This is a genomic window from Bacillus cereus group sp. MYBK245-2, assembly GCF_051916145.1.
Lineage (GTDB): Bacteria > Bacillota > Bacilli > Bacillales > Bacillaceae_G > Bacillus_A > Bacillus_A pacificus.
This window is the reverse complement of record NZ_JBQAGB010000014.1, coordinates 126,065-147,762: the sequence shown is the minus strand read 5'-3', so window position 1 is coordinate 147,762 and position 21,698 is coordinate 126,065. Positions and strand designations below refer to the sequence as shown.

Sequence of the window (21,698 nt, the reverse complement as noted above, 5' to 3'; positions counted from 1 at the left end):
CTTCACTTACTGTGTACTTGATTTCATTGCCTTTTTCATCATACTTCGGTAAATCCTTGAAGCTGAAGTTCCAGTTGCCTTTTTCATCAGCTTTCACTGTCGCATCTTGTATCACTTTATTATCTTGATGCAATTCAACCTTGATACTTTCTGGACGTGTGTTGAATTTGTTGTTGTAGTCTTCCCAGACTTTCTTACCACTTACTTCGGTTTTGTCTGTATTTTTGTATGTGTTCGTAATTGTCGTTCCTTCTACTTTTGTCTCGTAGCCGTCTACTTTCACTTCACTTACTGTATATTGGATTTCGTTTCCTTCTCCATCATACTTCGGTAAATCTTTGAAGCTGAAGTTCCAGTTGCCTTCTTTATCTGCTTTTACTTCTTCTGTTTTAAATTCTGTTCCATTTTGAAGCAGTTGTACTTTGATGCTTCCTGGACGTGTGTTGAATTTATTGTCGTAGTCTTCCCATTTCTTCGTTCCCGAAACGTTTGTCGTTTGTACTACTTTTGTATTTGTAATGTCATAACCTTCTACTTTGGATTCATATCCTGGTACCGGTTGTTCTTTCACTTTATACTCGTATGCTGCTCCATTTTTATCGAACACTGCTAACTCTTTGAATTCATACTTCCAATCTTTTTCTGCTGTTACTTCTTTCGTGTCTACCACTTTATTATTTTGTAATAAGTCTACTTTGATTGTTGTTGGACGATCTGTTGCATTGTTATCGTTCCATTTCTTCGTCCCTGTAATAGATGTAGTCTTATTACCTCCAGCACCGCCACCAGATATTATATTTTCAACTTTAGCTCCATCCGAATCAGAAACTTGCTCTTCGTCTTTAACTTGATATTTAATCGTATACTCGTTCTTAAGAAACTCTTGTTTCTTTCCGCTTTCAGTTATATTAGCTTTATAACCAATCGTAACTGTATTACCACTCGCTTTGGCCTTATCAATCTCAACGTCAAAAGCGGTTTCGTCACTATTAAACTGAATCTTTCCATAACCTTCAGCTACGAATTTTTCTAATGATAAAGTTTTACGGTCTTCAGGATTACCGTTATCATAATCAAAATAGAAACTATCTTTATTAAGCGTTTGACCTCCCTGCAAAGTATCAGTCAAATCAATATTACTACTTAAGACTTCTTTGTTATAGTTTACAATTAAATACCAATTTACTTCATTAGTATTTTCTGCTCGAATATCACCCACCTTATAGGAAAAGGGGCCCTTTCCAGGATCTGTACCACCACCGCTTGGACCAGTAACTGTGACAGATTGCTTATCTAAAATTGTACCTAAATTTGTCTCAACCTTATTCTCTTGATCTATTTCCGCATAAGTGGATTGAACTGTAAAATAAAAATGGCCTTGAATATCTTTTTCTGATTCCACCTTGTCATTGAATGTACATACCACAGTACCTGCATTTACTTTACAAGTACCATAATCATCTAACTGAATCGTGTCACTAAACCCTTTTAATTCTGGAGGTAACGTTAACGTTAGTGTGTCCCCAGGCTTTATCCTATTTCCAGGTTTTTCACTAAACTCCACTTTTATTCCCATTCGTTCGTAGTAACCTAATTTTTCTTTATCAAATGTAAAGCTATCTACAATCCCTGTGGTATTTAATTCTTGTGCATTAGCCACTATAGGCAAAAGACTCTGTCCTATAGTAAATATAAAAATCATTATAATCGAAAAAATTGAAGTAATTCTCTTCAAATACATACTCTATGTTAGCCTCCCCATAATTTAAAATATAAATAGTTTCTGGTACAAACATGTTATGTCGAAAATTCTATTATTCAACCATTTTACCTACGTATTTTTGATAGTTATTATGATTTCTCTTCCCCCTTCACTACTACTTAACAACTTGAAACTTGATTTTTTATAAGTGTATCTAACATTTTCAACACGCCTACAATTATGTACTTTTGACCTATATTTTTTAATAGGAACATAGATAAACCTTAATAAGGAAGTTTAAATAATAAATACATATAGACGACAGATACTGGAATACATTTAAAATCAGAAAAAAATGATTTAAAACGCATTCCAGACGAAACTCATGACAACCAGTCTTCTTTTTGTGCCTTAGGAATTATAAAATGATTATTCTACGTGTAAAAGATTTTAGTGCGGGCAAATATAGACTAACTACTTCACAGCAAATGTGCATCCTATCAACTTCCATACTTATCGTTCTGAAAAAAGAACGAAAATTACGGATTATAGTCGCATTCAGCATACCAGCAAAAAAGCTTATAAATGTGGAACGAGTTAAAATACTCATATTTTACAGAATATCATTAGAAGATAAACTTTCTGTCATCATAAGTACGGCTGATAGTGTCCATGTATTAAAACATTTGATATTTAGTTAAATACCGCAATAAGTTGATGCAAAAAACATTTTAACATCAGCGTTATATGATTAAAATATTACGGACGAAGTATTGTTTGTCTATGAAGATAAAAGAAATATTCTCCAAATCTGAATAAAGTGGAACAAGTTTGGGGGTAAATAAAAACGATTGTGATTTTCAACTGATTTCATGTGAATTTGGCAGAAATACGGGAATCAGTCTTTTCATTTTTGGAGTATATAACTGGGTGTCAGGAAAAAGGGTTTCTCCTGATAGATCTGATTCTAGATCTATGTCAAAAAATTAAAATAAACCTACATATTATCTATCCGCTAGGAATTTTTAATTTCTTTACGAATAATAAAATATTTATATGTACTTATATATATTTATGTATTAATATATATATAAGTGGTATTGAATCAAAAATACGAGGTGTATATCTCCTCATTATTTTTATCTAATCTAAAAAAACAAGTTGATTAGCACCAAATCCCTAACTCTTTAAATAAATAAGAAGTTTTGAGGATTACCTACTCAGTTGTTAGGTAGTTATAAATGTAAGTATACTTACCTTGATTGTAATAACATTATTTAAAGCAATTACAACATTTCCTATTAGCATTTCATCAATAAATAGTACAGACATGCTTTTTTCGTAATTCCCCCAAAAAACAACAAATTTTTTCCATAGTCTATTATTCTAGAATTGTTACCAAAAATCAATAGTTAATTGTTGTTCCCCATTTTTACTTCATTATTATAAGGCACCTTTAGGTTAACCGATTATCCTATTTTACATATCATATTTTGGCTAAGATTGAACACCCTCATAGAATTCTCCTTAATTTATAAAACATTATATATTTATGTTTTTCAGAAAAGCCCACCTTTCTTTTAAAAGTAATAACATCTATATCCTCATTAAAAATATGCAAATAATTCACTTTTCACTTTTCTATTTCTCAATATAAATTAATTAAAATAAAAAAACATATAATTAAGTCTTTATCTATCTTGTGTTGTCAGTCCAAAAGAAAAAACAATTAGTTATATTAAAAATAACCCACTTTAAAGTGGTGACATTTTATTGAGAAAATACATATATGCATAAAAGCATATTTCCTCCTACTCATTATCATATACAATATTAACTGTAACAAAAATGATTACAACTAATAAGGAGGCTTTTCTACTATGAAAAAAATGATTTTAGCCGGTGCATTAACTTTAGCAGGAATTACTGGTGCTACCGCGTTTATTCCTGAAACAAAGGCCGCTGCCGCTACTCAAGAACAAAACTTTACAAAATTTTATTCTTTGCAAACTGGAAGTAGTTCTGAACAAGAACCTATTTTTCTTCAAAAGGGACAAGAGCTAACAATTCAACCTAACAGCAAAACTCCTAGTTACAGTGTTTATGACTCAAATCATAACCTTATTGGGCGTTATTCTGATGGCTACGGCCGAATTTTCACTGCAAAAACAGATGGAAATATATACGTTCAATTTCATGCACCTACCGTTTACTATAATCCTGTTAGCTTTTCGGTTACGTATACTATCCAATAGAAAAGAGGTCCTTTTACAGGACCCCTTTTATTTCTCTTTCCATTTTACTTTTACAAATCCATCTTTCACCATTAAGCCACTTATATTTAAGACATATTTTTCATTTGCGTTCAATGTAGCTTTGAAAGTACCTTTTTTCGATTCACAAATTTCCTTTAACTCTTTTATCCCTTCCCCTTGTCTTTCATACAAACTAAAGCATAAATTACCGCGTTTTGCATCTGTTTCATAAGAAAATGTCACTTCTGTATCTGTCTCGTACTGAATTTCAATATCTTTACCAGCAATATCCCATGATGAGAATTTCGCTTCATAACTTTTCTCTCCTTGCTTCTCACTTTCTAAATATATATCACCAGCTTTTCACATATCATCTAACGTTTGAACGCAAGCAAAGCCGCTCAGTAATACAAACATCGCACTTGCAAATGTGACAACTAATGTTATCTTTTGTTTTTTCATAGCCTTCATTGTATGTTCTCCTTCTATTTTCTTGTTACTTCTTCGTATCATATATAACAAAACTCCAATAAAAAAAGGCAATCACAACATCGTGTGATTGCCTTTTACTAAAAGCGAAAATCGACTAGAATACTCGGTGGCTTCGCGCCTTCCTCCGAGGCAAAGTACGCCTCTCTGTCAGGAGCTCCATCCCCCTTCTATTCTGAACGAGCCGCTTCCGCTTTTCTTAATTACATTTTTTCTGGTGCAGATACTCCTACGATTGCTAATGCATTTTGAAGTGTAGTGCGTACTGCTTTCATTAACTCGTAGCGAGCTTTACTTAATTCTAAGTTATCTTGGTTTAATACTTTTTCTGCATTGTAGAAGCTGTGTAATGTTGCTGCTAATTCAAATGCATAGTTTGTAATACGGTGTGGTAAACGTTTTTGTGCTGCATCCGCAACTACTGCTGGGAATTCACCAAGCTTTTTCAGTAACTCTACCTCTTTCTCAGAAGTAACAAGTTTGTAGTTCACATCTCCGCCTGTAGCTAATCCTAATTCTTCACCTTGGCGAAGGATACTGCATACGCGAGCGTGAGCGTATTGTGCATAGTATACTGGGTTTTCATTAGATTTTGATACAGCTAAGTCCATATCGAAGTCTAAATGAGAATCACCGCTACGCATTGCGAAGAAGTAACGCATTGCGTCCACGCCTACTTCTTCCATAAGCTCACGAAGTGTAACTGCTTTACCTGTACGTTTACTCATCTTCATTTTCTCACCATTTTGATACAGTTGTACCATTTGGATGATTTCTACTTCTAATGTTTCTTTATCGTAACCTAGCGCTTGAATAGCAGCTTTCATACGTGGAATGTAACCGTGGTGGTCAGCACCCCAAATGTTGATTAACTTATCGAAACCACGCTCTAATTTATCACGGTGATACGCGATATCTGGCGTTAAGTACGTGTAAGAACCGTCATTTTTAATTAATACACGGTTTTTATCATCACCGTAAGTCATTGAGCGGAACCAAGTTGCACCATCTTCTTCAAAAATCTCATCGCGCTCTTTTAATACAGCAAGAGCTTGATCGATTTTTCCGTTTTTGTATAATGATGTTTCTGAGAACCATACATCAAATTTAACACGGAAACTTTCTAAGTCTTTTTGGAGTTTTGCTAACTCATATTTTAAACCGTACTCACGGTAGAATTCATAACTTTCTTTTTCATCAGCTTTCGCATAACGATCGCCAAACTCTTCAGCTAAACGTTTACCGATTGCAATGATGTCCGCACCATGGTATCCGTCTTCTGGCATTTCTTTCTCTAAGCCTAAAGCTTGCATGTAACGAGCTTCAACAGAAAGAGCTAAGTTATGGATTTGGTTACCAGCATCATTAATGTAGTACTCACGAGATACATCGTATCCTGCTTTTGCTAATAAGTTACATAACGTGTCACCTACTGCTGCACCACGTGCATGTCCTAAGTGAAGATCACCTGTTGGATTCGCAGATACGAACTCAACTTGTACTTTTTCACCTTTACCAGTATTCGTTTCACCGTAAGCTTCACCAGCATTAACGATCGTTGGGATTAAGTCTGTTAAGTAGCTATTATCCATGTAGAAGTTAATGAAACCAGGACCTGCGATTTCAATCTTTTCAATAGAAGCTTTTGCTTTATCGAAGTTTGCAACTAATTCTTCTGCGATCATACGAGGTGCTTTCTTTGCAACGCGTGCAAGTTGCATTGCCATATTTGTAGAGAAGTCACCATTTGTCTTATCTTTTGGAGATTCTAATACAACGTTTGGAATCTGTTCTTCTGTCGCTAATTCTGCCTTTAATACAGCAGCTTGAATTTCTTCTTTAATTAATCCTTTTACTTGTTCTAAAGAATTCATTATTTTGCCTCCTTCAAATTAATCGTAATTGTATATCTGCCAGCTTCTTGTTCACTTAGAAGCAATGCGTACGTTAAGAAGAGTTGTCCTTTTTTCTTTTCATCCGACCATTTAAAAAGAACGTTATCAGTCTTTGTTTGCAATGCAAACGTACCAAGTTCACTCGTGTACGTACCAGTTGTCCATTCACCTTTCACATGCGTTTGACGCATAGAAACAGCACCTGAACGCATAATGAGAACTTGTTCATCTTGAATTTTAATAATTGTTTTCACTTCGCCCTGTTCGTTCGGCTCTTGGAATGTTACGTATGTACCTTGACCTTTTACATAGTATTGACCATTTGCTTCAAAAGCAACGGTTTCCTTCCTCGCCCCTTCACGGATTTCTGTTACGAAATGAACGTGTACCGGCAAGCCTGCAAGTTGTTTCTCCACGTCTTGCACACCTTTCAAATGTTATAGATATTAAATACTACTTATAATAAATCACTTTTCCTATCATATCAAAAAAAACCTCTGTCTGTCTGCTGAAAAATCAGGAAAACTCCATTTCAAAAAATAATTCACTTTCACTTTATTTCATATGATAAAATATTTTTTAAATCTAAATATTCTTTCATTTAAAGAGATGAATGAAGTGCTTCCAACAAAATTAAAAAAAGGTGATGAAATTAGAGTGATTTCACCATCTTGTAGTTTAAGTATTGTCTCAACTGAAAACAGGAATCTTGCTGTAAAAAGGTTAACCGACATGGGCTTTCACGTTACATTTTCAACATATGCTGATGAAATAGACAAATTTGCTTCCTCTTCTATTTCTTCACGCGTTCAAGACCTTCACGAAGCATTTAGAGACCCGAATGTAAAAGCCATTTTGACGACACTTGGCGGATACAACTCTAACGGTTTATTGAAACACCTCGATTATAATTTAATTCGAGAAAATCCGAAATTTTTCTGTGGCTATTCAGATATTACTGCTTTAAATAATGCAATTTACACTAAAACAGGACTCGTTACATATTCAGGACCCCATTTCTCTTCATTTGGAATGGAGAAAGGTCTCGAGTATACGAACGATTACTTTTTACAATGCTTAACTTCTACTGATCCTATTGAAGTCCTACCATCTGAAACATGGAGTGATGATTCTTGGTACATTGATCAGGAAAATCGAGAGTTTATTAAGAATGAAGGATATGTTTCGATTCACGAAGGCGAAGCAACTGGAGAGATTATTGGTGGTAATATGAGCACCTTAAACTTGCTACAAGGTACACCATATATGCCAGACTTAAAGGATAAAATTTTATTTCTTGAAGAGGATAGTTTAACTGGGAAAGCTACTCTTAAAACTTTTGATCGATATTTACATTCTCTTATACAGCAACAAGATTTTGAACATGTAAAAGGCATCGTTATAGGAAAGATGCAAAAAGGCGCAGAATGTACGATAGAAGACATGCAAGAGATGATTGCTTCAAAGCCCGAGCTTGCACATATCCCTATCATTGCAAACGCAAGTTTCGGTCATACAACCCCGATTTTCACTTTTCCAATTGGCGGACGTGTAAAAATCATTTCTAACAAAGAAAAAACATCTATTACTATTTTAACGCACTAAAAAGGAGCGAATGAGTCGCTCCTTTTATCGTTTTTCTATTTTTTCCAACGCTTTTTGCGGAATTGATTCTTTCGGGATTTCAGCCCATCCTTTTCCTTGCATACCTTTTGCATAAATTTTTATAAAAGCACCCGTATGCAATTCACGGTTCATCATTCTTTTAATAACCTGTAACTTCCCGTCTTCTGTATATCCTTTAAAAGTATACAAGTATTCTCCGTCTTTTTTCTCACCTTTATCTACCACCGCATAATAATCTTGTATTTCTTTATTTGAAAAGAAGTTGTCTACAAAAGCATGTACACCTTCTGTTTTTGTGTTCAAATAATACGCTGTTCCACCTAGAATAATGGCGAATACAGCTAAAACTTTAATTACCAATTTCATATATGAGCCTCCTGTTTACACTTCTTTTTCCCTAGTCATATATCTATACTTGTATTATACGAAAAATGGCATACTATACTCTATCTAAAAGTCTTACACTTTCCTTACATTATTGTAAGGCATTTTCACCTTATAGCCATTTCCCAATAAAAAATTTTTCCGTTTCATGAACTTTTATATTATTATTGAATGATACGAATTTTTATTACAAAAATCAAAGGAGACAGTTTTCAAATGGCTATCTTGCAAGGTTTAGCACTATTACTTGTTGTACTTTGTCTATTTACACTTTTCAGTTACCGTGCGCCTTACGGAATGAAGGCGATGGGTGCTTTAGCTAATGCAGCAATCGCAAGTTTTCTTATTGAAGCATTTCACCGTTATATCGGTGGAGAAATGTTTCATAATGACTTTTTACAATCAGTAGGAGAAGCTTCCGGTAGTATGAGCGGTGTCGCAGCAGCGATTTTAGTCGCATTAGCAATCGGTGTTTCCCCCGTATATGCTGTTTTAATCGGTATCGCTACTAGTGGGTTTGGTATTTTACCAGGATTTTTCGCTGGATACGTTTGTGCCTTCGTCGTGAAATTTCTCGAAAAGAAATTACCGGCTGGTGTAGAGTTTTTAGCAATTTTATTTATCGCTGCACCAATCTCACGCGGAATGGCAATGCTTATGGATCCGCTCGTTAACGCAACACTTGGTAAAATCGGTTCTATGATTTCAGTTGCAACTACAGAAAGCCCTATTATCATGGGTATTATGCTTGGTGGATTAATAACAGTTATTTCTACCTCTCCACTGAGTTCTATGGCACTCACTGCAATGCTTGGATTAACAGGTTTACCAATGGCAATTGGTAGTCTTGCCGTAGCAGCCTCAGCCCCAATGAACTTTATTTTCTTTAAACGACTAAAGATTTGTTCAAAGAAAGACACAATTGCTGTAGCAATCGAACCTTTAACACAAGCCGATGTTGTTTCAGCAAATCCGATTCCAATTTATGCGACAAACTTCGTTGGCGGTGCACTTGCTGGTATTATTACATCTCTGTTCCAGCTCGTTAATAATGCACCAGGAACAGCATCACCAATCCCAGGACTTCTTGTTTTATTCGGATTTAATGACGTTGTAAAAGTAACAATTGCTGCTATATTATGTGGAATCGTTACCACGATTGTTGGATACATCGGATCAATCGTGTTCCGTAAATATCCAATTCGCTCTGCTGATGACATTCGCGGCATTACTTCGGAAGAGAAGGTTGCATAAGAAAAAGAGCTATTCCTGTTGTTTGGGAATAGCTCTTTTTTGTGTTACGTAATGGTAAATGAAATTATATCGACGATTTTTCAAATATATCGATCACAACTCAAAATATATCAACGATTTTTTCATTATATCGACGATTCGACAAGACATATCGACTTACCGACACATAACGACAAAATAAGAGCCCCTAATCATATAGAGGGCTCTTATTTCTATCCAGTTACGCCTCCTAGACCCTTGTGCGTCTAAGAACCTTCCCTGCCAAAAGGTAAAAAGCACCTTTTGCAGGAAAGAACCTTAGTCACCGGGTCTAAACAGTCGGCTTCACTTTTATTTTACCCAACCGAGCAGCATTTCCCGCACGAATTTGCTTGCTGCGACTGGTGTTTGATCACTATGGTCGTAGACAGGAGCTACTTCTACTAAGTCTGCTCCAACTACATTTATATTTGAATTTGCAATTGCTACGATGGAATCTAATAATTCTTTAGATGTGATACCACCAGCTTCTAACGTTCCTGTTCCTGGAGCGTGAGCTGGGTCTAATACATCAATGTCGATTGTGACATAGACTGGGCGTCCTGCAAGTTTCGGTAATACTTCTTTTAACGGTTCTAATACGTCAAATTTATATAAGTTCATACCTACTTCTTTCGCCCATTCAAATTCTTCCTTCATTCCAGAACGAATTCCGAAAGAATATACGTTTTCCGGACCAATTAAATCACACACTTTACGAATTGGTGTAGAGTGGGATAAAGGCTCCCCTTCATACGATTCACGTAAATCAGTATGAGCATCCATATGGATAATTGCTAAATCCGGATATTTTTTTGCCATTGCCTTAAAAATTGGCCAAGACACTAAGTGCTCACCGCCGAGACCTAGTGGAAACTTATCGGCATCTAAAAGTTTTGATACATATTCTTCAATCATGTCTAAGCTGCGCTGTGCGTTTCCGAATGGTAATGGGATATCACCCGCATCAAAATATTTTACCTCTTCTAGTTCACGATCTAAATACGGACTATATTCTTCAAGACCGATTGATACTTCACGAATACGTGCAGGGCCAAAACGAGATCCCGGACGGTAACTTACTGTCCAATCCATAGGCATCCCATAAATAACTACCTTCGACTCTTCAAAACTTGGATGACTTTTAATAAATACTTTACCTGAATAAGCTTCATCAAAACGCATATTCTTTTCCTCCTTATGTGGAACTTAAGGTATCCCAACCTTTCATTATTTCTCAAATTTGGAGCGAGTTGCTCCTCTTTCTCGATTTACCGGGTCTTCTATTTCATACAAAGAAGACAATTTTCTTTACAGAAGTGTAAATAGCTAGCATGTTCAAGTCTTCTGGACAAACACCTTAAATGAGCTACTTACACTTTATTTGTTCCGTGCGATTCTCTTACTTAATTAGATCGCCAACAAATTTCGGTAATGCGAATGCTGCATTGTGTAATTCTTTTGTGTAGTATTTCGTTTCGATTTCGTGGAAACGCTCTTCACTTACCTCTAATGGATCATGTTTTTTAGATCCGATTGTGAATGTCCAAAGACCACTTGGGTAAGTTGGAATATTCGCTGTGTATAAACGAGTAATTGGGAAAATCTCTTTTACGTCTTTAAACACAGTTGTAATTAGTTCTGGTGTGAACCAAGGGTTGTCCGTTTGTGCAACGAAAATACCATCTTCTTTTAACGCTTTTGAAATTCCAGCGTAGAAGCCTTTTGTAAATAGGTTTACTGCTGGCCCTACTGGCTCAGTAGAATCTACCATAATTACATCGTATTCATTTTCGCTTTCTGCGATATGTAGGAAACCGTCTCCTACTTTTACTTCTACACGCTCATTATCTAATGCGCCTGCAATTGATGGTAAGTATTGTTTAGAGTACTCAATTACTTTTCCATCGATTTCAACAAGAGTTGCTTTCTTTACGCTTGGGTGTTTTAACACTTCACGAATAACACCGCCATCGCCGCCACCTACAACTAATACGTTTTCAGGGTTTGGATGTGTAAATAAAGGTACGTGCGCTACCATTTCATGATAAACGAACTCATCTTTTTCTGTTGTCATAACCATGCCATCTAAAATAAGCATGTTTCCGAACTCTTCCGTTTCAACCATATCAAGTTTTTGGAATTCTGTTTGCTCCGTATGTAATGTGCGGTTAATACGCGCCGTAATCCCAAAATGTTTTGTTTGTTTTTCAGTGAACCATAGTTCCATCGTACAATCACGCCTTTCAATGCAAATTTATAATAGGGACATCATTAATGTCCCCTAACAAAAATAAAACAAAACATCCAAAAAGTATAGTTAAAAGTACAAAAATACCGAAAATATATTTTAGTCAGAGGGTTCTAACATATACATATAAAGAAAACCCTTTCTTAAGAAAGGGCTTTTCTCTCTACTTCTACCGGTTTTCGAATCGGAATTAAAATCATTACACAACCAACTAATACAACAATCCCACCTACTAAAAATGGACTTTGCGGTGAAACAGTGTGGCCGATAATCCCTGATAAAATGGGAGCAATCGCGCCACCTAACCAACGAACAAAGTTATAAACACCAGATGTAACAGATCTTTCATAAGGTGAAATATCCATTACATAACTTGTAAATAATGCATTATTTAATCCTGATGCTAACCCTGATAGAACAATTAATACAATTTGTAACCACATAATTTTCACGAAGAATAGTGCAATTAAGAACAGCGCAAATACGAGTAAACTGCCTTTCAACAATGTTTTCGGCTCATATTTCCCTTCTAGCTTATGTGCTAAAATTGCAGAACCGTAAGCTAACGCGAGTCCCCATCCACAAAATACAAATCCTAATTGAATAGCAGATAAATGCATAATAAGTGGTGAATATGCTAACACAACGAAAAATCCGTAGTAGTATAACATTCCTGAAATGGCGCCTTGCATAAACGGTTTATACTTCACCAGGTTAAGTAATTCTCCCACGCCTGCCGCTTTACGCTTCACTTTTCGCTCTGGTTCTTTCACAAAAAAGAAAACTAAAATAAATGCTAAGAAAATTAAAATACTCGTCGCAAAAAATGGGTAACGCCAAGAATGTCCACCTAATATCCCGCCTAATAATGGTCCACCTGCCATTCCTAAACCGATAGCTGCTTCATATAATCCTACTGCTTCATGAACTTCTTTACTTAATGCAATCAATAAAGTCATCGCCGTTGCGAAGAACATCGCATTCCCTAATCCCCATCCAGCGCGGAAAAGAGATAACTGAGCAATCGTTTGCGATATACCGCATATAAACGCAAATACAGTCACGATCGCAAGACCGATTGTCATCATTCGTTTATCACCAAATCTCGATGCAAATATTCCAGCTGGTAACATCATAATTGCCATCGTCAAAATATACGCTGTAAATAACATCTCTACTTGCCAATGCGATGCACCAATCTTTTCAGCAATAATTGGCAAAATTGGATCGACTACCCCTATACCTGAAAAGGCAAGGAAAGTAGCCAACACTGTAATCAATCTCCCTAGTTTTTGTTTGCTCTCCATTTTGATTACTCTCCTTTTGTATTCTCTAAAAATGTCACTGCACGATGTAAGCTGTCTTCAAGTTCTCCCTTTACACGCTGCATTTGCTCCATTTTCTCGTCTAGCGTTTGCACTTGTTTTTCAAGCATCTCTTTAATTTCTTGAATCACTTCACGATCACGGGGATTCTCACTATTTCTTCTTTGCTCCATTCTTTCTTTTAACGATAAAAAATGTTGCATTTCTTGAAGCGTAATCCCTAACACTTCTTTCGCTTCCACAATTCTTTTAATTCTAGCGATATCTTCGTCTGTATACAGGCGAATGTTCCCCTCACTACGTTCTGGGGGATGAATTAAACCAATTTCCTCATAATAACGAAGTGTACGTTTTGTTAAACCAACTTGCTTTGTAACTTCATCAATCTTATACATGTTTATTCCTCCCTTCACTCGATTATTACATTTTACGTTAACGTTAACTTTTGTGCAACTGTTAGACTTTTGTAAATGTTTGTCATATTAAATTGTATTTTTTCAAAAGCAGTTTCATAATGAAAGAAAAGAAATGATAAGGAGAATTTCACATGAGTAAACCACTTATTTTCGCTCATCGCGGCGTAAAAGGAACACATCCAGAAAATACGATGATTGCCTTCCAAGAAGCTGAACGCATCGGCGCCCATGGCATTGAACTTGATGTCCACCTATCAAAAGATGGTGAACTTGTCGTAATTCACGATGAAACAGTCGATCGTACAACGAATGATGTAGGTCTTGTCTCTGAAAAAACGGTAGAAGAGTTACAAGCTTTAGATGCCGGCAGCCATAAAGATCCTTCTTTCCATGAAGCAAAAATCCCAACGTTACGCGAAGTATTCATTTGGTTATCTACAACAAAGTTACAGCTCAACATTGAGTTAAAGACAGATGTCATTCACTATCCAAACATTGAAGAAAAAGTTGTTGCTCTCGTTCGAGAATATCATCTTTCTAATCAAATTGTATTCTCTTCATTTAATCACGACTCTGTTTCATTATTAGCAGAAATTGCTCCTGAAATCCCAAGAGCAATTTTATATGACACACCACTTGCTGATCCTATCGCTGAAGCAAAAACTAGAGAAGCAACTGGTTTACATCCAAACTTTGAACTACTAACAAAGGAATTTGTTCAACTCGCACAAAAGCAAGGGTATGTTTTCCGCCCTTATACAATTAACGAATACAAAGATTTACAAACTATGATTGATTATGGCGTAGATGTCATTATTACTGATTGGCCAGCACGTGCATTTGAGCTCCTTTCTTAATTGAAGGAGCTCTTTATTTTCGAAATTTCATTGTTTAAAATAATCGAAAACCCTCAATACTAATACAATAATGTTTGTATGAATGAGGGGCTGAAAAAGATGGATCAAACTAAGAATCCAAAACTTAAAAAATATAAACGTCTTTTCTTCACCGTAATGTTTTCTTCTGTTCTTTTTTTCGTTTTTTCCTTTTTTGTTATTATTATAGTTGCAAAAATTATGGGACCTCCTCCTGTCGCTGTCCCGCAAACAAGTGTCTTTTATGCTAATGATGACACTGTTATAGGACAAAGTAATGAGATGCAAAAACGATACAATGTATCTCTCAATGAAATTTCTCCTTATGTAAAAGAGGCAACACTTTCTATCGAAGATCAAAGATTCTACAAACATCATGGCTTTGATATGAAGCGTATCGCTGGTGCCATTGTCGCTGATTTAAAAGCGATGGCAAAAGTCCAAGGCGCTAGTACGATTACACAACAGTATGCCCGTAACCTATACTTAGATCATGATAAAACGTGGAAACGTAAACTATTAGAAGCAATGTACACAATCCGTCTTGAAGTGAATTATAATAAAAATCATATTTTAGAAGGATATTTAAATACAATTTATTACGGGCATGGTGCTTATGGAATCGAAGCTGCGTCCCGTCTATATTTTGATAAAACAGCAAAAGAATTAACATTAGCGGAAGCTAGTATGCTTGCAGGTATACCAAAAGGACCTAGTGTCTACTCTCCCTTTTTAAAAGAAGATCGTGCGAAAGAACGACAATCTCTTATATTAGATGAAATGGTAGAACAAGGCTATATTACGAAGAAACAAGCAGCTTCAGCAAAGAAAGAGTCACTAACTTTCGCTTCATTAGATACGAAAAAAGTCGCAGAGGTTGCGCCTTATTTCCAAGATGCTGTACAAGCTTCTCTTCTTCGTGATATCGGATTAGATGAGCAAGCCTTACAAAAAGGCGGCTTGCGTATTTATACAACGCTAGACCCAAAATTACAATCGGTTGCAGAGCAAGCTGTAAAAGACCACATACCTGACACGACAAACATACAAACTGCGCTCGTCTCTATGAATCCAAAAACAGGTGAAGTAGCTGCCCTTGTTGGTGGAACTGATTATAATACAAGTCAATTTAACAGGGCTACACAGGCCGCTCGCCAGCCTGGATCTACATTTAAGCCGTTTCTATATTATGCGGCATTAGAACGAGGATTCACCCCTGCTACGCGCTTAAAAAGTGAATACACTGTGTTCACTTTAGGTGACGGTGTTTCAAAGTATAAACCGAAAAACTATAAAGACTATTATGCAGACGATTTTGTAACAATGGCGCAAGCTCTTGCGGTCTCTGATAACGTCTATGCCGTGAAAACCAATTTATTTTTAGGCGAAGACATTCTTACAAAAACGGCGAAGCAATTCGGCATTAAGAGTGCATTAAAAGACGTCCCTTCCCTTGCGCTCGGTACATCTCCTGTAAAACCAATTGAAATGGTTAACGCTTATAGCATGTTCGCAAACGGGGGAAAAGAAGTAAAACCTATTTTCATTCGCCGCATTATGGATCATGAAGGAAATATTTTATACGATGCTCATTTGGAGAGTAAACAAGTTCTTGATAAGAGCAAAGCATTTGTGATGGAAGAAATGATGACAGGCATGTTTAATAAAAAACTAAGCAGTTATGCTGCTGTAACTGGTCAATCGATGTTATCTAAACTATCAAGAACATATGCTGGAAAATCTGGATCTACTGAAACAGATAGTTGGATGATTGGGTTTACCCCGCAACTCGTAACTGGCGTATGGGTTGGATATGATCAACCTAAATCAATTTCAAACGTAGCAGAACAAGGCTATGCGAAAAGAATATGGACTGATACGATGGAGAAAGGCTTAGATGGACAACCTAAAAAAGAGTTTAAACAACCAAGTGACGTCGTTGCAGTCGATATTAACCCTGAAAACGGGAAAATTGCTACAAAAAATTGCCCAATTTCAGTGAAAATGTATTTTGCAAAAGGTACAGAACCAACTGAATATTGTATGGATCACGTTGATGATAAAGAGGAATTTGAAAAGACAACTGAAGAAAAGAAAAAAACAAGTTGGTGGAAAAAATATCTTCCTTGGTAGAATATCAGGCTATTTCACTGAACGTGGAATAGCCTCCTAGTCGAATCGTTGATATATTTTCATACAACAAGTCAAAATAAAAAGGATGTCTCACTAGTCGATTGTTGACTAGTGAGACATCCTTTTCTTTTATTCACTTAATAAAGCACGGCGCAATTCTTCGCTAGATTCGTTCCAAATCGCTTCATTATGTTCTTTTAAGAATGTACCAAGTACTTTTTTAGATGATTCGTCCATATGGTCAACCATAATGTGACGCTTCAATGATTTATCCATTTTGTTTACGTGCTCTGGAAGTGACTTATATCCGCGGCGAATTTCACGGTCAACTGTCATTTCACAAGCTGTTACACCTGCATAATACGCACCTGTTGCTGTTCTTTCAATCGTTACCCACACAAGCCAGTATGGTTTTCCGTTTGGAACTTCATCTTTATTTGTTAAAAACTTAATACCTTTTTCTACTGTACTACGCGCATGCATCGCACCAATATCAACAAATGCTGTTTTCTCTAGTACATCAACAAATACGGGTGAAATGTTTTCTAGGCTTAATGCCCCAACGCCAAAACCACCATGTCCATCCGTTGAATCATTTTTCACGATATTAAAACCGATTTTTTTCTTTTTCTCTGTCATATGTAAATTCCTCCTCACTTAAAATTTATACAAGGCCAAAAATAGGCGCAATGATGCTATCTAAAAATACAAATACATGCGGAATAACTACCTGGAAAATAGGTTGAATTGTGTAATTACTAAGAGGTGTAATAACGAGAATTAATAACGCAATTGCCCCGTATTTTTCATACTGTGTCATTTTCGCGCGAATATTTGCTGGTGCTAAATCTTCCACTACGCGATACCCATCAAGTGGCGGGATCGGTAATAAGTTAAATACAAGTAAAACGATATTCAGCATAATAAAAATCTGGAAAAATTGAGCTAACGTATCTGCTACTGCAGATGGAATTGAGTATAATACACCAAATGTTAATAAGCTATACCAAATAATTAAACCGATTGCGCTTAAAATTAAGTTACTAATCGGCCCTGCAATTGAAACTAATATACCTGCAAGACGCGGTCTTTTAAAGTTATATGGGTTAACAGGAACCGGTCTTGCCCAACCAAATCCAAGAATTAATACTGCAATTAAACCTATAGGGTCTAAATGAGCCATCGGTGATAACGTTAAACGCCCTTGTCTCTTTGCTGTATCGTCCCCAAATTTATATGCTACATATGCATGCGCAAATTCATGCACTGATAATGCGATAATAATGGCCATTGCTACCAAAGGAATTTGGTGCAACGGGTATCTAAATAACTGATCCATGCTTCATCTCCTCTTCCATATGTCAAAAAAAGAAATTATTTGTTTTTTCGATTGTTCTTCCCCATAATCCGCTATAATAAGATTGTAACTTACATAAAAGGAGCGATTATATATGCCATACGTAACAGTGAAAATGTTAGAAGGACGCACAGAGGAACAAAAGAAAGCTCTTGCTGAGAAAGTAACAGCAGCAGTAAGCGAAACAACTGGTGCTCCTGAAGAAAACATCGTTGTTTTCATCGAAGAAATGTCTAAAAACCATTATGCAGTTGGCGGAAAACGCTTAAGCGACAAATAATTTCAAGTTTTTTCATAAGAAGCAGCCATTAGCTGCTTCTTATTTTTTTCCTTCTAGTAACTCGATGATTCTCTCTTTATATTTTCCTTTTCTTCCATCTTCATAGATTAAATCATGCGGATAGAATAGCTTTTGATCCCTTCTCTTCTTACCAGTAATCGCCTCAACAATATCCGATTCACGTGAAAGCTCTCTAAGCTCTCCATTTGGCATAAGAAGTAAGATTGGCAGGCGTTCTTCTTCTTCACCAGCACGGTAAAAGTCGTACGGTAAGTCTGATGTTGAATCAACTACTAAATAGTATTCTGGATCGAGTCCAATCTTTTTAAATAAGCTACTTAATTCCATCCAATTATCTAAACCGTGCTTATCTGTAAACTCTACATATTTAAATAGGTTTCGATTCATAAAACGACGGCATAGATCGCTTAAAATTGGATCTTCTTCGTCCTGCCATACTTGGAAGTAATAATACATAACGTTCTCGTCTAACTTTAAATAATCCTCTACTGTCACTTCTTCTTCAAATAAAGAATAGAAATGAACAGGGTGATTTTTAAATGTATAATACTTCTCATGCAATGATTTTGCACGGTGTAAAATCTTCGTTAAAATAACTTCAGCACTGCGCGTTACCGGATGGAAATATACTTGCCAATACATTTGATAACGACTCATAATATAATGCTCAACAGCATGCATACCACTATTTTTAATAACTACTTGATTCCCGTACGGACGCATAACACGCAGTATACGTTCCATATCAAAGTTTCCATATTTTACGCCAGTAAAGTACGCATCCCTTAATAAATAGTCCATGCGATCTGCATCAATTTGACTAGAAATCATGCTAATCGCTAATTTATTAGTAGATGTTTTCGCAATTACATCGGCTACCTTTTGTGGGAAATCTTTATCCACACGACTTAATACACGATTAATTTCCGTATCTCCAACGATAATCTTTTGCGTAAATTTCTCATGGTCTAATGAAAATACTTTTTCAAACGAATGAGAAAATGGACCGTGACCGACATCATGAAGCAATGCCGCACATAAACATAACAATCTATCTTCAGCATTCCAATTCGGTCTGCCATCAAACACATCATCAATCATACGACGAATAATTTCATATACACCTAACGAATGAGTAAAGCGACTATGCTCTGCACCGTGAAATGTAAAAAATGTCGTTCCAAGCTGCTTAATACGGCGCAAGCGTTGAAATTCTTTCGTTCCGATTAAATCCCAAATAACACGATCGCGCACGTGCACATATTTATGTACCGGGTCTTTAAACACTTTTGTTTCGCTGAGTTTGTCGTTTAAATATACCACTTTCCGACATCCCCCTTTCTTTACTGCATTCTTACTATATATTATAAACGAAATAGGAAACAGAAAGAAATGAAAGACTATATTAATTGCCCTTATATAAAGAAAAAAACCACTTTTACCGGAGTAAAAGTGATTTTTTTTACACATTATTTCCCTAAAACGAACTCAGCAACTTCATCTAAAATCATTTCTTTACCTAGCGGGAAGTAACCTTTGTTTAAGTCTTCGTTTTTAATTGTAAATACGTGGTTATTTTTAACAGCGTTCATATTTTTCCAAATTGATTCTTCTTGGAATTCTTTTAGACGCTGAGAACCGTCACCAGTCGTAAATACGAATAAGTAATCTGGGTTGTAATCAATTAAAGCTTCTTTTTGTACTTGTACTAACGCTTTATCAGTTGGTGTACCTTTAACCGCTGGTAATTTTAAATCTTTAAAGATTACGCTACCGTAACCGTAGTCACCATATACGCGGAAAGCGTTTGGATATGCAGCCATTTTCATGAATTTAGCATCGCCAGTTTTCGCAACGATTTTATCATGTAATTTGCTTGCTTTTTCATCATACTGTTTGAACCATTCTTTTGTTTCTTTCTCTTTACCGAAGATTTGGCCTACTTCTTCGAATTTTGGACGCCATTGGTCTAATGGAGTTTTTAACATAACTGTTGGTGCAATTTTAGATAATTGATCATAAATCTTTTCTTGACGATCGTTTACAAGAATTAAGTCTGGTTTTGCAGCAGCTACTGCTTCGATATTAATTTTATCGCCCCAAGCAGAGCCAACCGGTTTAACGTCTTTTAATTTATTTGCAATATGTGCATCAATTTTTTCTTGAGATGTATTAGCAGTAATAATTGGTTTCATACCAAAGATTAACAATTCTTCTGTTGAACCACTAAGGTCAGCAATTTTCTTTGGATTTGCAGGAATTTTAATTTCCCCTTTTGCATGTTGTACAGTGCGCTCTTCAGTCTTCGCATCTTTCGCATCTGCTTTTTTCTCTTCTTTGTTAGAACAAGCTGCAAATAGTACAGAAGTAACGACTAGTACCATTGCTAATAACGCCATTTTAAAATTCTTCATGTTTCCACTCCTTCTAGCTGTATTTCTCTTATAAGTTACAGTGAACTATAAGAAACAAGGTTAACAATTAATCAATATATATTTATTAATTGTTGTTTATGCCCCGTTCTAACGGGTGTTCAACTTCCTATTTACTAATAAGAAGCTCAACATCCATTAGAAGCCCCCTCTTTACGAGGGGGATTCTACTTATGCTTTTTTACGCAATTGATTACTAATCATCGCTAAATCATATGTTAAACAAATTGGTTTACAGTTTACTGGACATGGAACGATTTGAGCTTCAATCTCAAATACACTGCGAAGTGTTTCACTCGTCATCACTTCGTCTGGCGTTCCTTGTTTCATTAACTTACCAGCTTTTAATGCAATCATATGATCTGAGAAACGAGAAGCATGGTTTAAGTCATGGATAACCATAACAATCGTTCTACCTTCTTCTTCGTTTAACTTTTTCAATAAGTTTAATACTTCTAATTGATGAGCCATATCTAAGTACGTTGTCGGTTCATCTAATACAAGTAATTCTGTCCCTTGTGCAAGAGCCATCGCAATCCATACGCGTTGGCGTTGCCCACCTGATAACGCCTCTGCTGGACGATTTGCGAATTCTGTCATTCCCGTCACTTCAAGTGCCCAATGAATGTAGCGATAATCCTCTTCTTTCAACGTTCCAAATCCTTTTTGATGAGGAAAGCGCCCATATGAAACGAGTTCAAATACAGTAAGGCCAGTTGGCACTTCTGCAGTCTGTGGTAAAATTGCCATTTTCTTTGCGATTTCTTTCGTTGGTTGTTTCTCGATTGCTTTTCCGTCAAGATAAACAGTACCTTTTTTCGCCTTCAAAATACGAGAAGCCGTTTTTAATAATGTGGACTTCCCACAACCATTTGGTCCAATAATTGTTGTAATTTTCCCTTCCGGAATTTCAACTGTTAATCCATCAATAATTAACCCTTCATTATAGCCAACAGATACCGCATCAACCGCTAAAGTTGCCATA

At 36.1% G+C, this 21,698-nt stretch carries 19 protein-coding genes and 1 pseudogene; 6 read left to right on the top strand and 14 right to left on the bottom strand.

What is annotated here, in order from left to right:
* Window positions 1-1,660 (bottom strand): Cna B-type domain-containing protein (locus ACTFRN_RS21390; RefSeq protein ID WP_440038491.1); only part of this gene is annotated, 1,660 nt, incomplete at its 3' end.
* A gap of 1,922 nt (window positions 1,661-3,582) precedes the next feature.
* Between ACTFRN_RS21390 and ACTFRN_RS21385 the strand changes: the two genes are divergently transcribed.
* Entirely contained in the window at window positions 3,583-3,957 is a 375-nt protein-coding gene (locus tag ACTFRN_RS21385; RefSeq protein WP_014893397.1) for a hypothetical protein, read from the top strand.
* 27 nt (window positions 3,958-3,984) lie between these two features.
* On the opposite strand, the pseudogene ACTFRN_RS21380 reads toward ACTFRN_RS21385, so the two are convergent.
* The 3 genes and pseudogenes from ACTFRN_RS21380 to ACTFRN_RS21370 form a co-directional block, all read right to left on the bottom strand.
* Window positions 3,985-4,500, bottom strand: a pseudogene (locus tag ACTFRN_RS21380) (anti-sigma factor).
* A gap of 149 nt (window positions 4,501-4,649) precedes the next feature.
* Window positions 4,650-6,320, bottom strand: coding sequence for an arginine--tRNA ligase (argS, locus tag ACTFRN_RS21375; RefSeq protein WP_001086449.1), 1,671 nt, complete (start codon window positions 6,318-6,320; stop codon window positions 4,650-4,652).
* Window positions 6,320-6,757 carry a DUF1934 domain-containing protein gene (locus ACTFRN_RS21370; protein WP_000414867.1) on the bottom strand — a complete coding sequence of 146 codons (438 nt, stop codon included), beginning with the start codon at window positions 6,755-6,757 and terminating at the stop codon, window positions 6,320-6,322. Before ACTFRN_RS21370 ends, argS begins: the two co-directional genes overlap by 1 nt.
* A 202-nt stretch (window positions 6,758-6,959) precedes the next feature.
* On the opposite strand from ACTFRN_RS21370, the gene ACTFRN_RS21365 reads away from it, so the two are divergent.
* Entirely contained in the window at window positions 6,960-7,946 is a 987-nt protein-coding gene (locus ACTFRN_RS21365; RefSeq protein WP_088106267.1) for a S66 family peptidase, read from the top strand.
* A gap of 24 nt (window positions 7,947-7,970) precedes the next feature.
* On the opposite strand, the gene ACTFRN_RS21360 is transcribed toward ACTFRN_RS21365, so the two are convergent.
* Window positions 7,971-8,333 carry a YxeA family protein gene (locus ACTFRN_RS21360; protein ID WP_000779929.1) on the bottom strand — a complete coding sequence of 121 codons (363 nt, stop codon included), beginning with the start codon at window positions 8,331-8,333 and terminating at the stop codon, window positions 7,971-7,973.
* 234 nt (window positions 8,334-8,567) lie between these two features.
* Between ACTFRN_RS21360 and ACTFRN_RS21355 the strand changes: the two genes are divergently transcribed.
* Window positions 8,568-9,605 (top strand): PTS sugar transporter subunit IIC, encoded by a 1,038-nt coding sequence (locus tag ACTFRN_RS21355; protein ID WP_000996317.1) that lies wholly within the window; start codon window positions 8,568-8,570, stop codon window positions 9,603-9,605.
* A gap of 330 nt (window positions 9,606-9,935) precedes the next feature.
* Here ACTFRN_RS21355 and speB read toward each other — a convergent pair whose 3' ends face one another.
* The 4 genes from speB to ACTFRN_RS21335 all read right to left on the bottom strand — a co-directional run bounded on the left by speB (window position 9,936) and on the right by ACTFRN_RS21335 (window position 13,594).
* Complete coding sequence (gene speB, locus ACTFRN_RS21350) at window positions 9,936-10,808, bottom strand: agmatinase (protein ID WP_001209831.1); 873 nt, start codon at window positions 10,806-10,808, stop codon at window positions 9,936-9,938.
* Window positions 10,809-11,025: 217 nt separating this feature from the next.
* Window positions 11,026-11,853: a polyamine aminopropyltransferase gene (gene speE / locus ACTFRN_RS21345; RefSeq protein ID WP_000424696.1), complete on the bottom strand. Its 828-nt coding sequence runs from the start codon at window positions 11,851-11,853 to the stop codon at window positions 11,026-11,028.
* 164 nt (window positions 11,854-12,017) lie between these two features.
* Complete coding sequence (locus ACTFRN_RS21340; protein ID WP_000444220.1) at window positions 12,018-13,181, bottom strand: MFS transporter; 1,164 nt, start codon at window positions 13,179-13,181, stop codon at window positions 12,018-12,020.
* A 5-nt stretch (window positions 13,182-13,186) separates the two neighbouring features.
* Window positions 13,187-13,594, bottom strand: a complete 408-nt coding sequence (locus tag ACTFRN_RS21335; RefSeq protein ID WP_000276568.1) for a MerR family transcriptional regulator — start codon at window positions 13,592-13,594, stop codon at window positions 13,187-13,189.
* Window positions 13,595-13,746: 152 nt separating this feature from the next.
* Here ACTFRN_RS21335 and ACTFRN_RS21330 point away from each other — a divergent pair, with 152 nt between their 5' ends.
* The gene (locus ACTFRN_RS21330) at window positions 13,747-14,472 is read left to right on the top strand and encodes a glycerophosphodiester phosphodiesterase (protein WP_049111408.1); all 726 of its coding nucleotides are present in this window, start codon (window positions 13,747-13,749) and stop codon (window positions 14,470-14,472) included.
* Between the two features lie 99 nt (window positions 14,473-14,571).
* Window positions 14,572-16,623: a transglycosylase domain-containing protein gene (locus ACTFRN_RS21325; protein ID WP_088106268.1), complete on the top strand. Its 2,052-nt coding sequence runs from the start codon at window positions 14,572-14,574 to the stop codon at window positions 16,621-16,623.
* Window positions 16,624-16,752: 129 nt separating this feature from the next.
* On the opposite strand, the gene ACTFRN_RS21320 is transcribed toward ACTFRN_RS21325, so the two are convergent.
* Both ACTFRN_RS21320 and ACTFRN_RS21315 read right to left on the bottom strand, forming a co-directional pair.
* Entirely contained in the window at window positions 16,753-17,262 is a 510-nt protein-coding gene (locus ACTFRN_RS21320; protein WP_000136687.1) for a YwhD family protein, read from the bottom strand.
* A 25-nt stretch (window positions 17,263-17,287) separates the two neighbouring features.
* Window positions 17,288-17,962, bottom strand: a complete 675-nt coding sequence (locus ACTFRN_RS21315; RefSeq protein WP_000372453.1) for a site-2 protease family protein — start codon at window positions 17,960-17,962, stop codon at window positions 17,288-17,290.
* 112 nt (window positions 17,963-18,074) lie between these two features.
* Between ACTFRN_RS21315 and ACTFRN_RS21310 the strand changes: the two genes are divergently transcribed.
* Complete coding sequence (locus ACTFRN_RS21310; RefSeq protein WP_001147171.1) at window positions 18,075-18,260, top strand: 2-hydroxymuconate tautomerase; 186 nt, start codon at window positions 18,075-18,077, stop codon at window positions 18,258-18,260.
* Window positions 18,261-18,299: 39 nt separating this feature from the next.
* Here ACTFRN_RS21310 and ACTFRN_RS21305 read toward each other — a convergent pair whose 3' ends face one another.
* From ACTFRN_RS21305 to ACTFRN_RS21295, 3 genes are all read right to left on the bottom strand, one after another.
* Complete coding sequence (locus ACTFRN_RS21305; RefSeq protein ID WP_000262739.1) at window positions 18,300-19,604, bottom strand: HD domain-containing protein; 1,305 nt, start codon at window positions 19,602-19,604, stop codon at window positions 18,300-18,302.
* Window positions 19,605-19,750: 146 nt separating this feature from the next.
* Window positions 19,751-20,695: an ABC transporter substrate-binding protein gene (locus tag ACTFRN_RS21300; RefSeq protein ID WP_000787735.1), complete on the bottom strand. Its 945-nt coding sequence runs from the start codon at window positions 20,693-20,695 to the stop codon at window positions 19,751-19,753.
* A gap of 189 nt (window positions 20,696-20,884) precedes the next feature.
* Complete coding sequence (locus ACTFRN_RS21295) at window positions 20,885-21,697, bottom strand: ABC transporter ATP-binding protein (RefSeq protein ID WP_000212064.1); 813 nt, start codon at window positions 21,695-21,697, stop codon at window positions 20,885-20,887.
* Window position 21,698: the final 1 nt, after the last annotated feature.

Coding starts and splice junctions, on each gene's coding strand:
- ACTFRN_RS21385 (WP_014893397.1), top strand. CDS start 3,583: ATGAAAAAAATGATTTTAGCCGGTGCATTAACTTTAGCAGGAATTACT.
- argS (WP_001086449.1), bottom strand. CDS start 6,320: ATGAATTCTTTAGAACAAGTAAAAGGATTAATTAAAGAAGAAATTCAA.
- ACTFRN_RS21360 (WP_000779929.1), bottom strand. CDS start 8,333: ATGAAATTGGTAATTAAAGTTTTAGCTGTATTCGCCATTATTCTAGGT.
- ACTFRN_RS21355 (WP_000996317.1), top strand. CDS start 8,568: ATGGCTATCTTGCAAGGTTTAGCACTATTACTTGTTGTACTTTGTCTA.
- speB (WP_001209831.1), bottom strand. CDS start 10,808: ATGCGTTTTGATGAAGCTTATTCAGGTAAAGTATTTATTAAAAGTCAT.
- speE (WP_000424696.1), bottom strand. CDS start 11,853: ATGGAACTATGGTTCACTGAAAAACAAACAAAACATTTTGGGATTACG.
- ACTFRN_RS21340 (WP_000444220.1), bottom strand. CDS start 13,181: ATGGAGAGCAAACAAAAACTAGGGAGATTGATTACAGTGTTGGCTACT.
- ACTFRN_RS21335 (WP_000276568.1), bottom strand. CDS start 13,594: ATGTATAAGATTGATGAAGTTACAAAGCAAGTTGGTTTAACAAAACGT.
- ACTFRN_RS21330 (WP_049111408.1), top strand. CDS start 13,747: ATGAGTAAACCACTTATTTTCGCTCATCGCGGCGTAAAAGGAACACAT.
- ACTFRN_RS21325 (WP_088106268.1), top strand. CDS start 14,572: ATGGATCAAACTAAGAATCCAAAACTTAAAAAATATAAACGTCTTTTC.
- ACTFRN_RS21320 (WP_000136687.1), bottom strand. CDS start 17,262: ATGACAGAGAAAAAGAAAAAAATCGGTTTTAATATCGTGAAAAATGAT.
- ACTFRN_RS21315 (WP_000372453.1), bottom strand. CDS start 17,962: ATGGATCAGTTATTTAGATACCCGTTGCACCAAATTCCTTTGGTAGCA.
- ACTFRN_RS21310 (WP_001147171.1), top strand. CDS start 18,075: ATGCCATACGTAACAGTGAAAATGTTAGAAGGACGCACAGAGGAACAA.
- ACTFRN_RS21300 (WP_000787735.1), bottom strand. CDS start 20,695: ATGAAGAATTTTAAAATGGCGTTATTAGCAATGGTACTAGTCGTTACT.
- ACTFRN_RS21295 (WP_000212064.1), bottom strand. CDS start 21,697: ATGGCAACTTTAGCGGTTGATGCGGTATCTGTTGGCTATAATGAAGGG.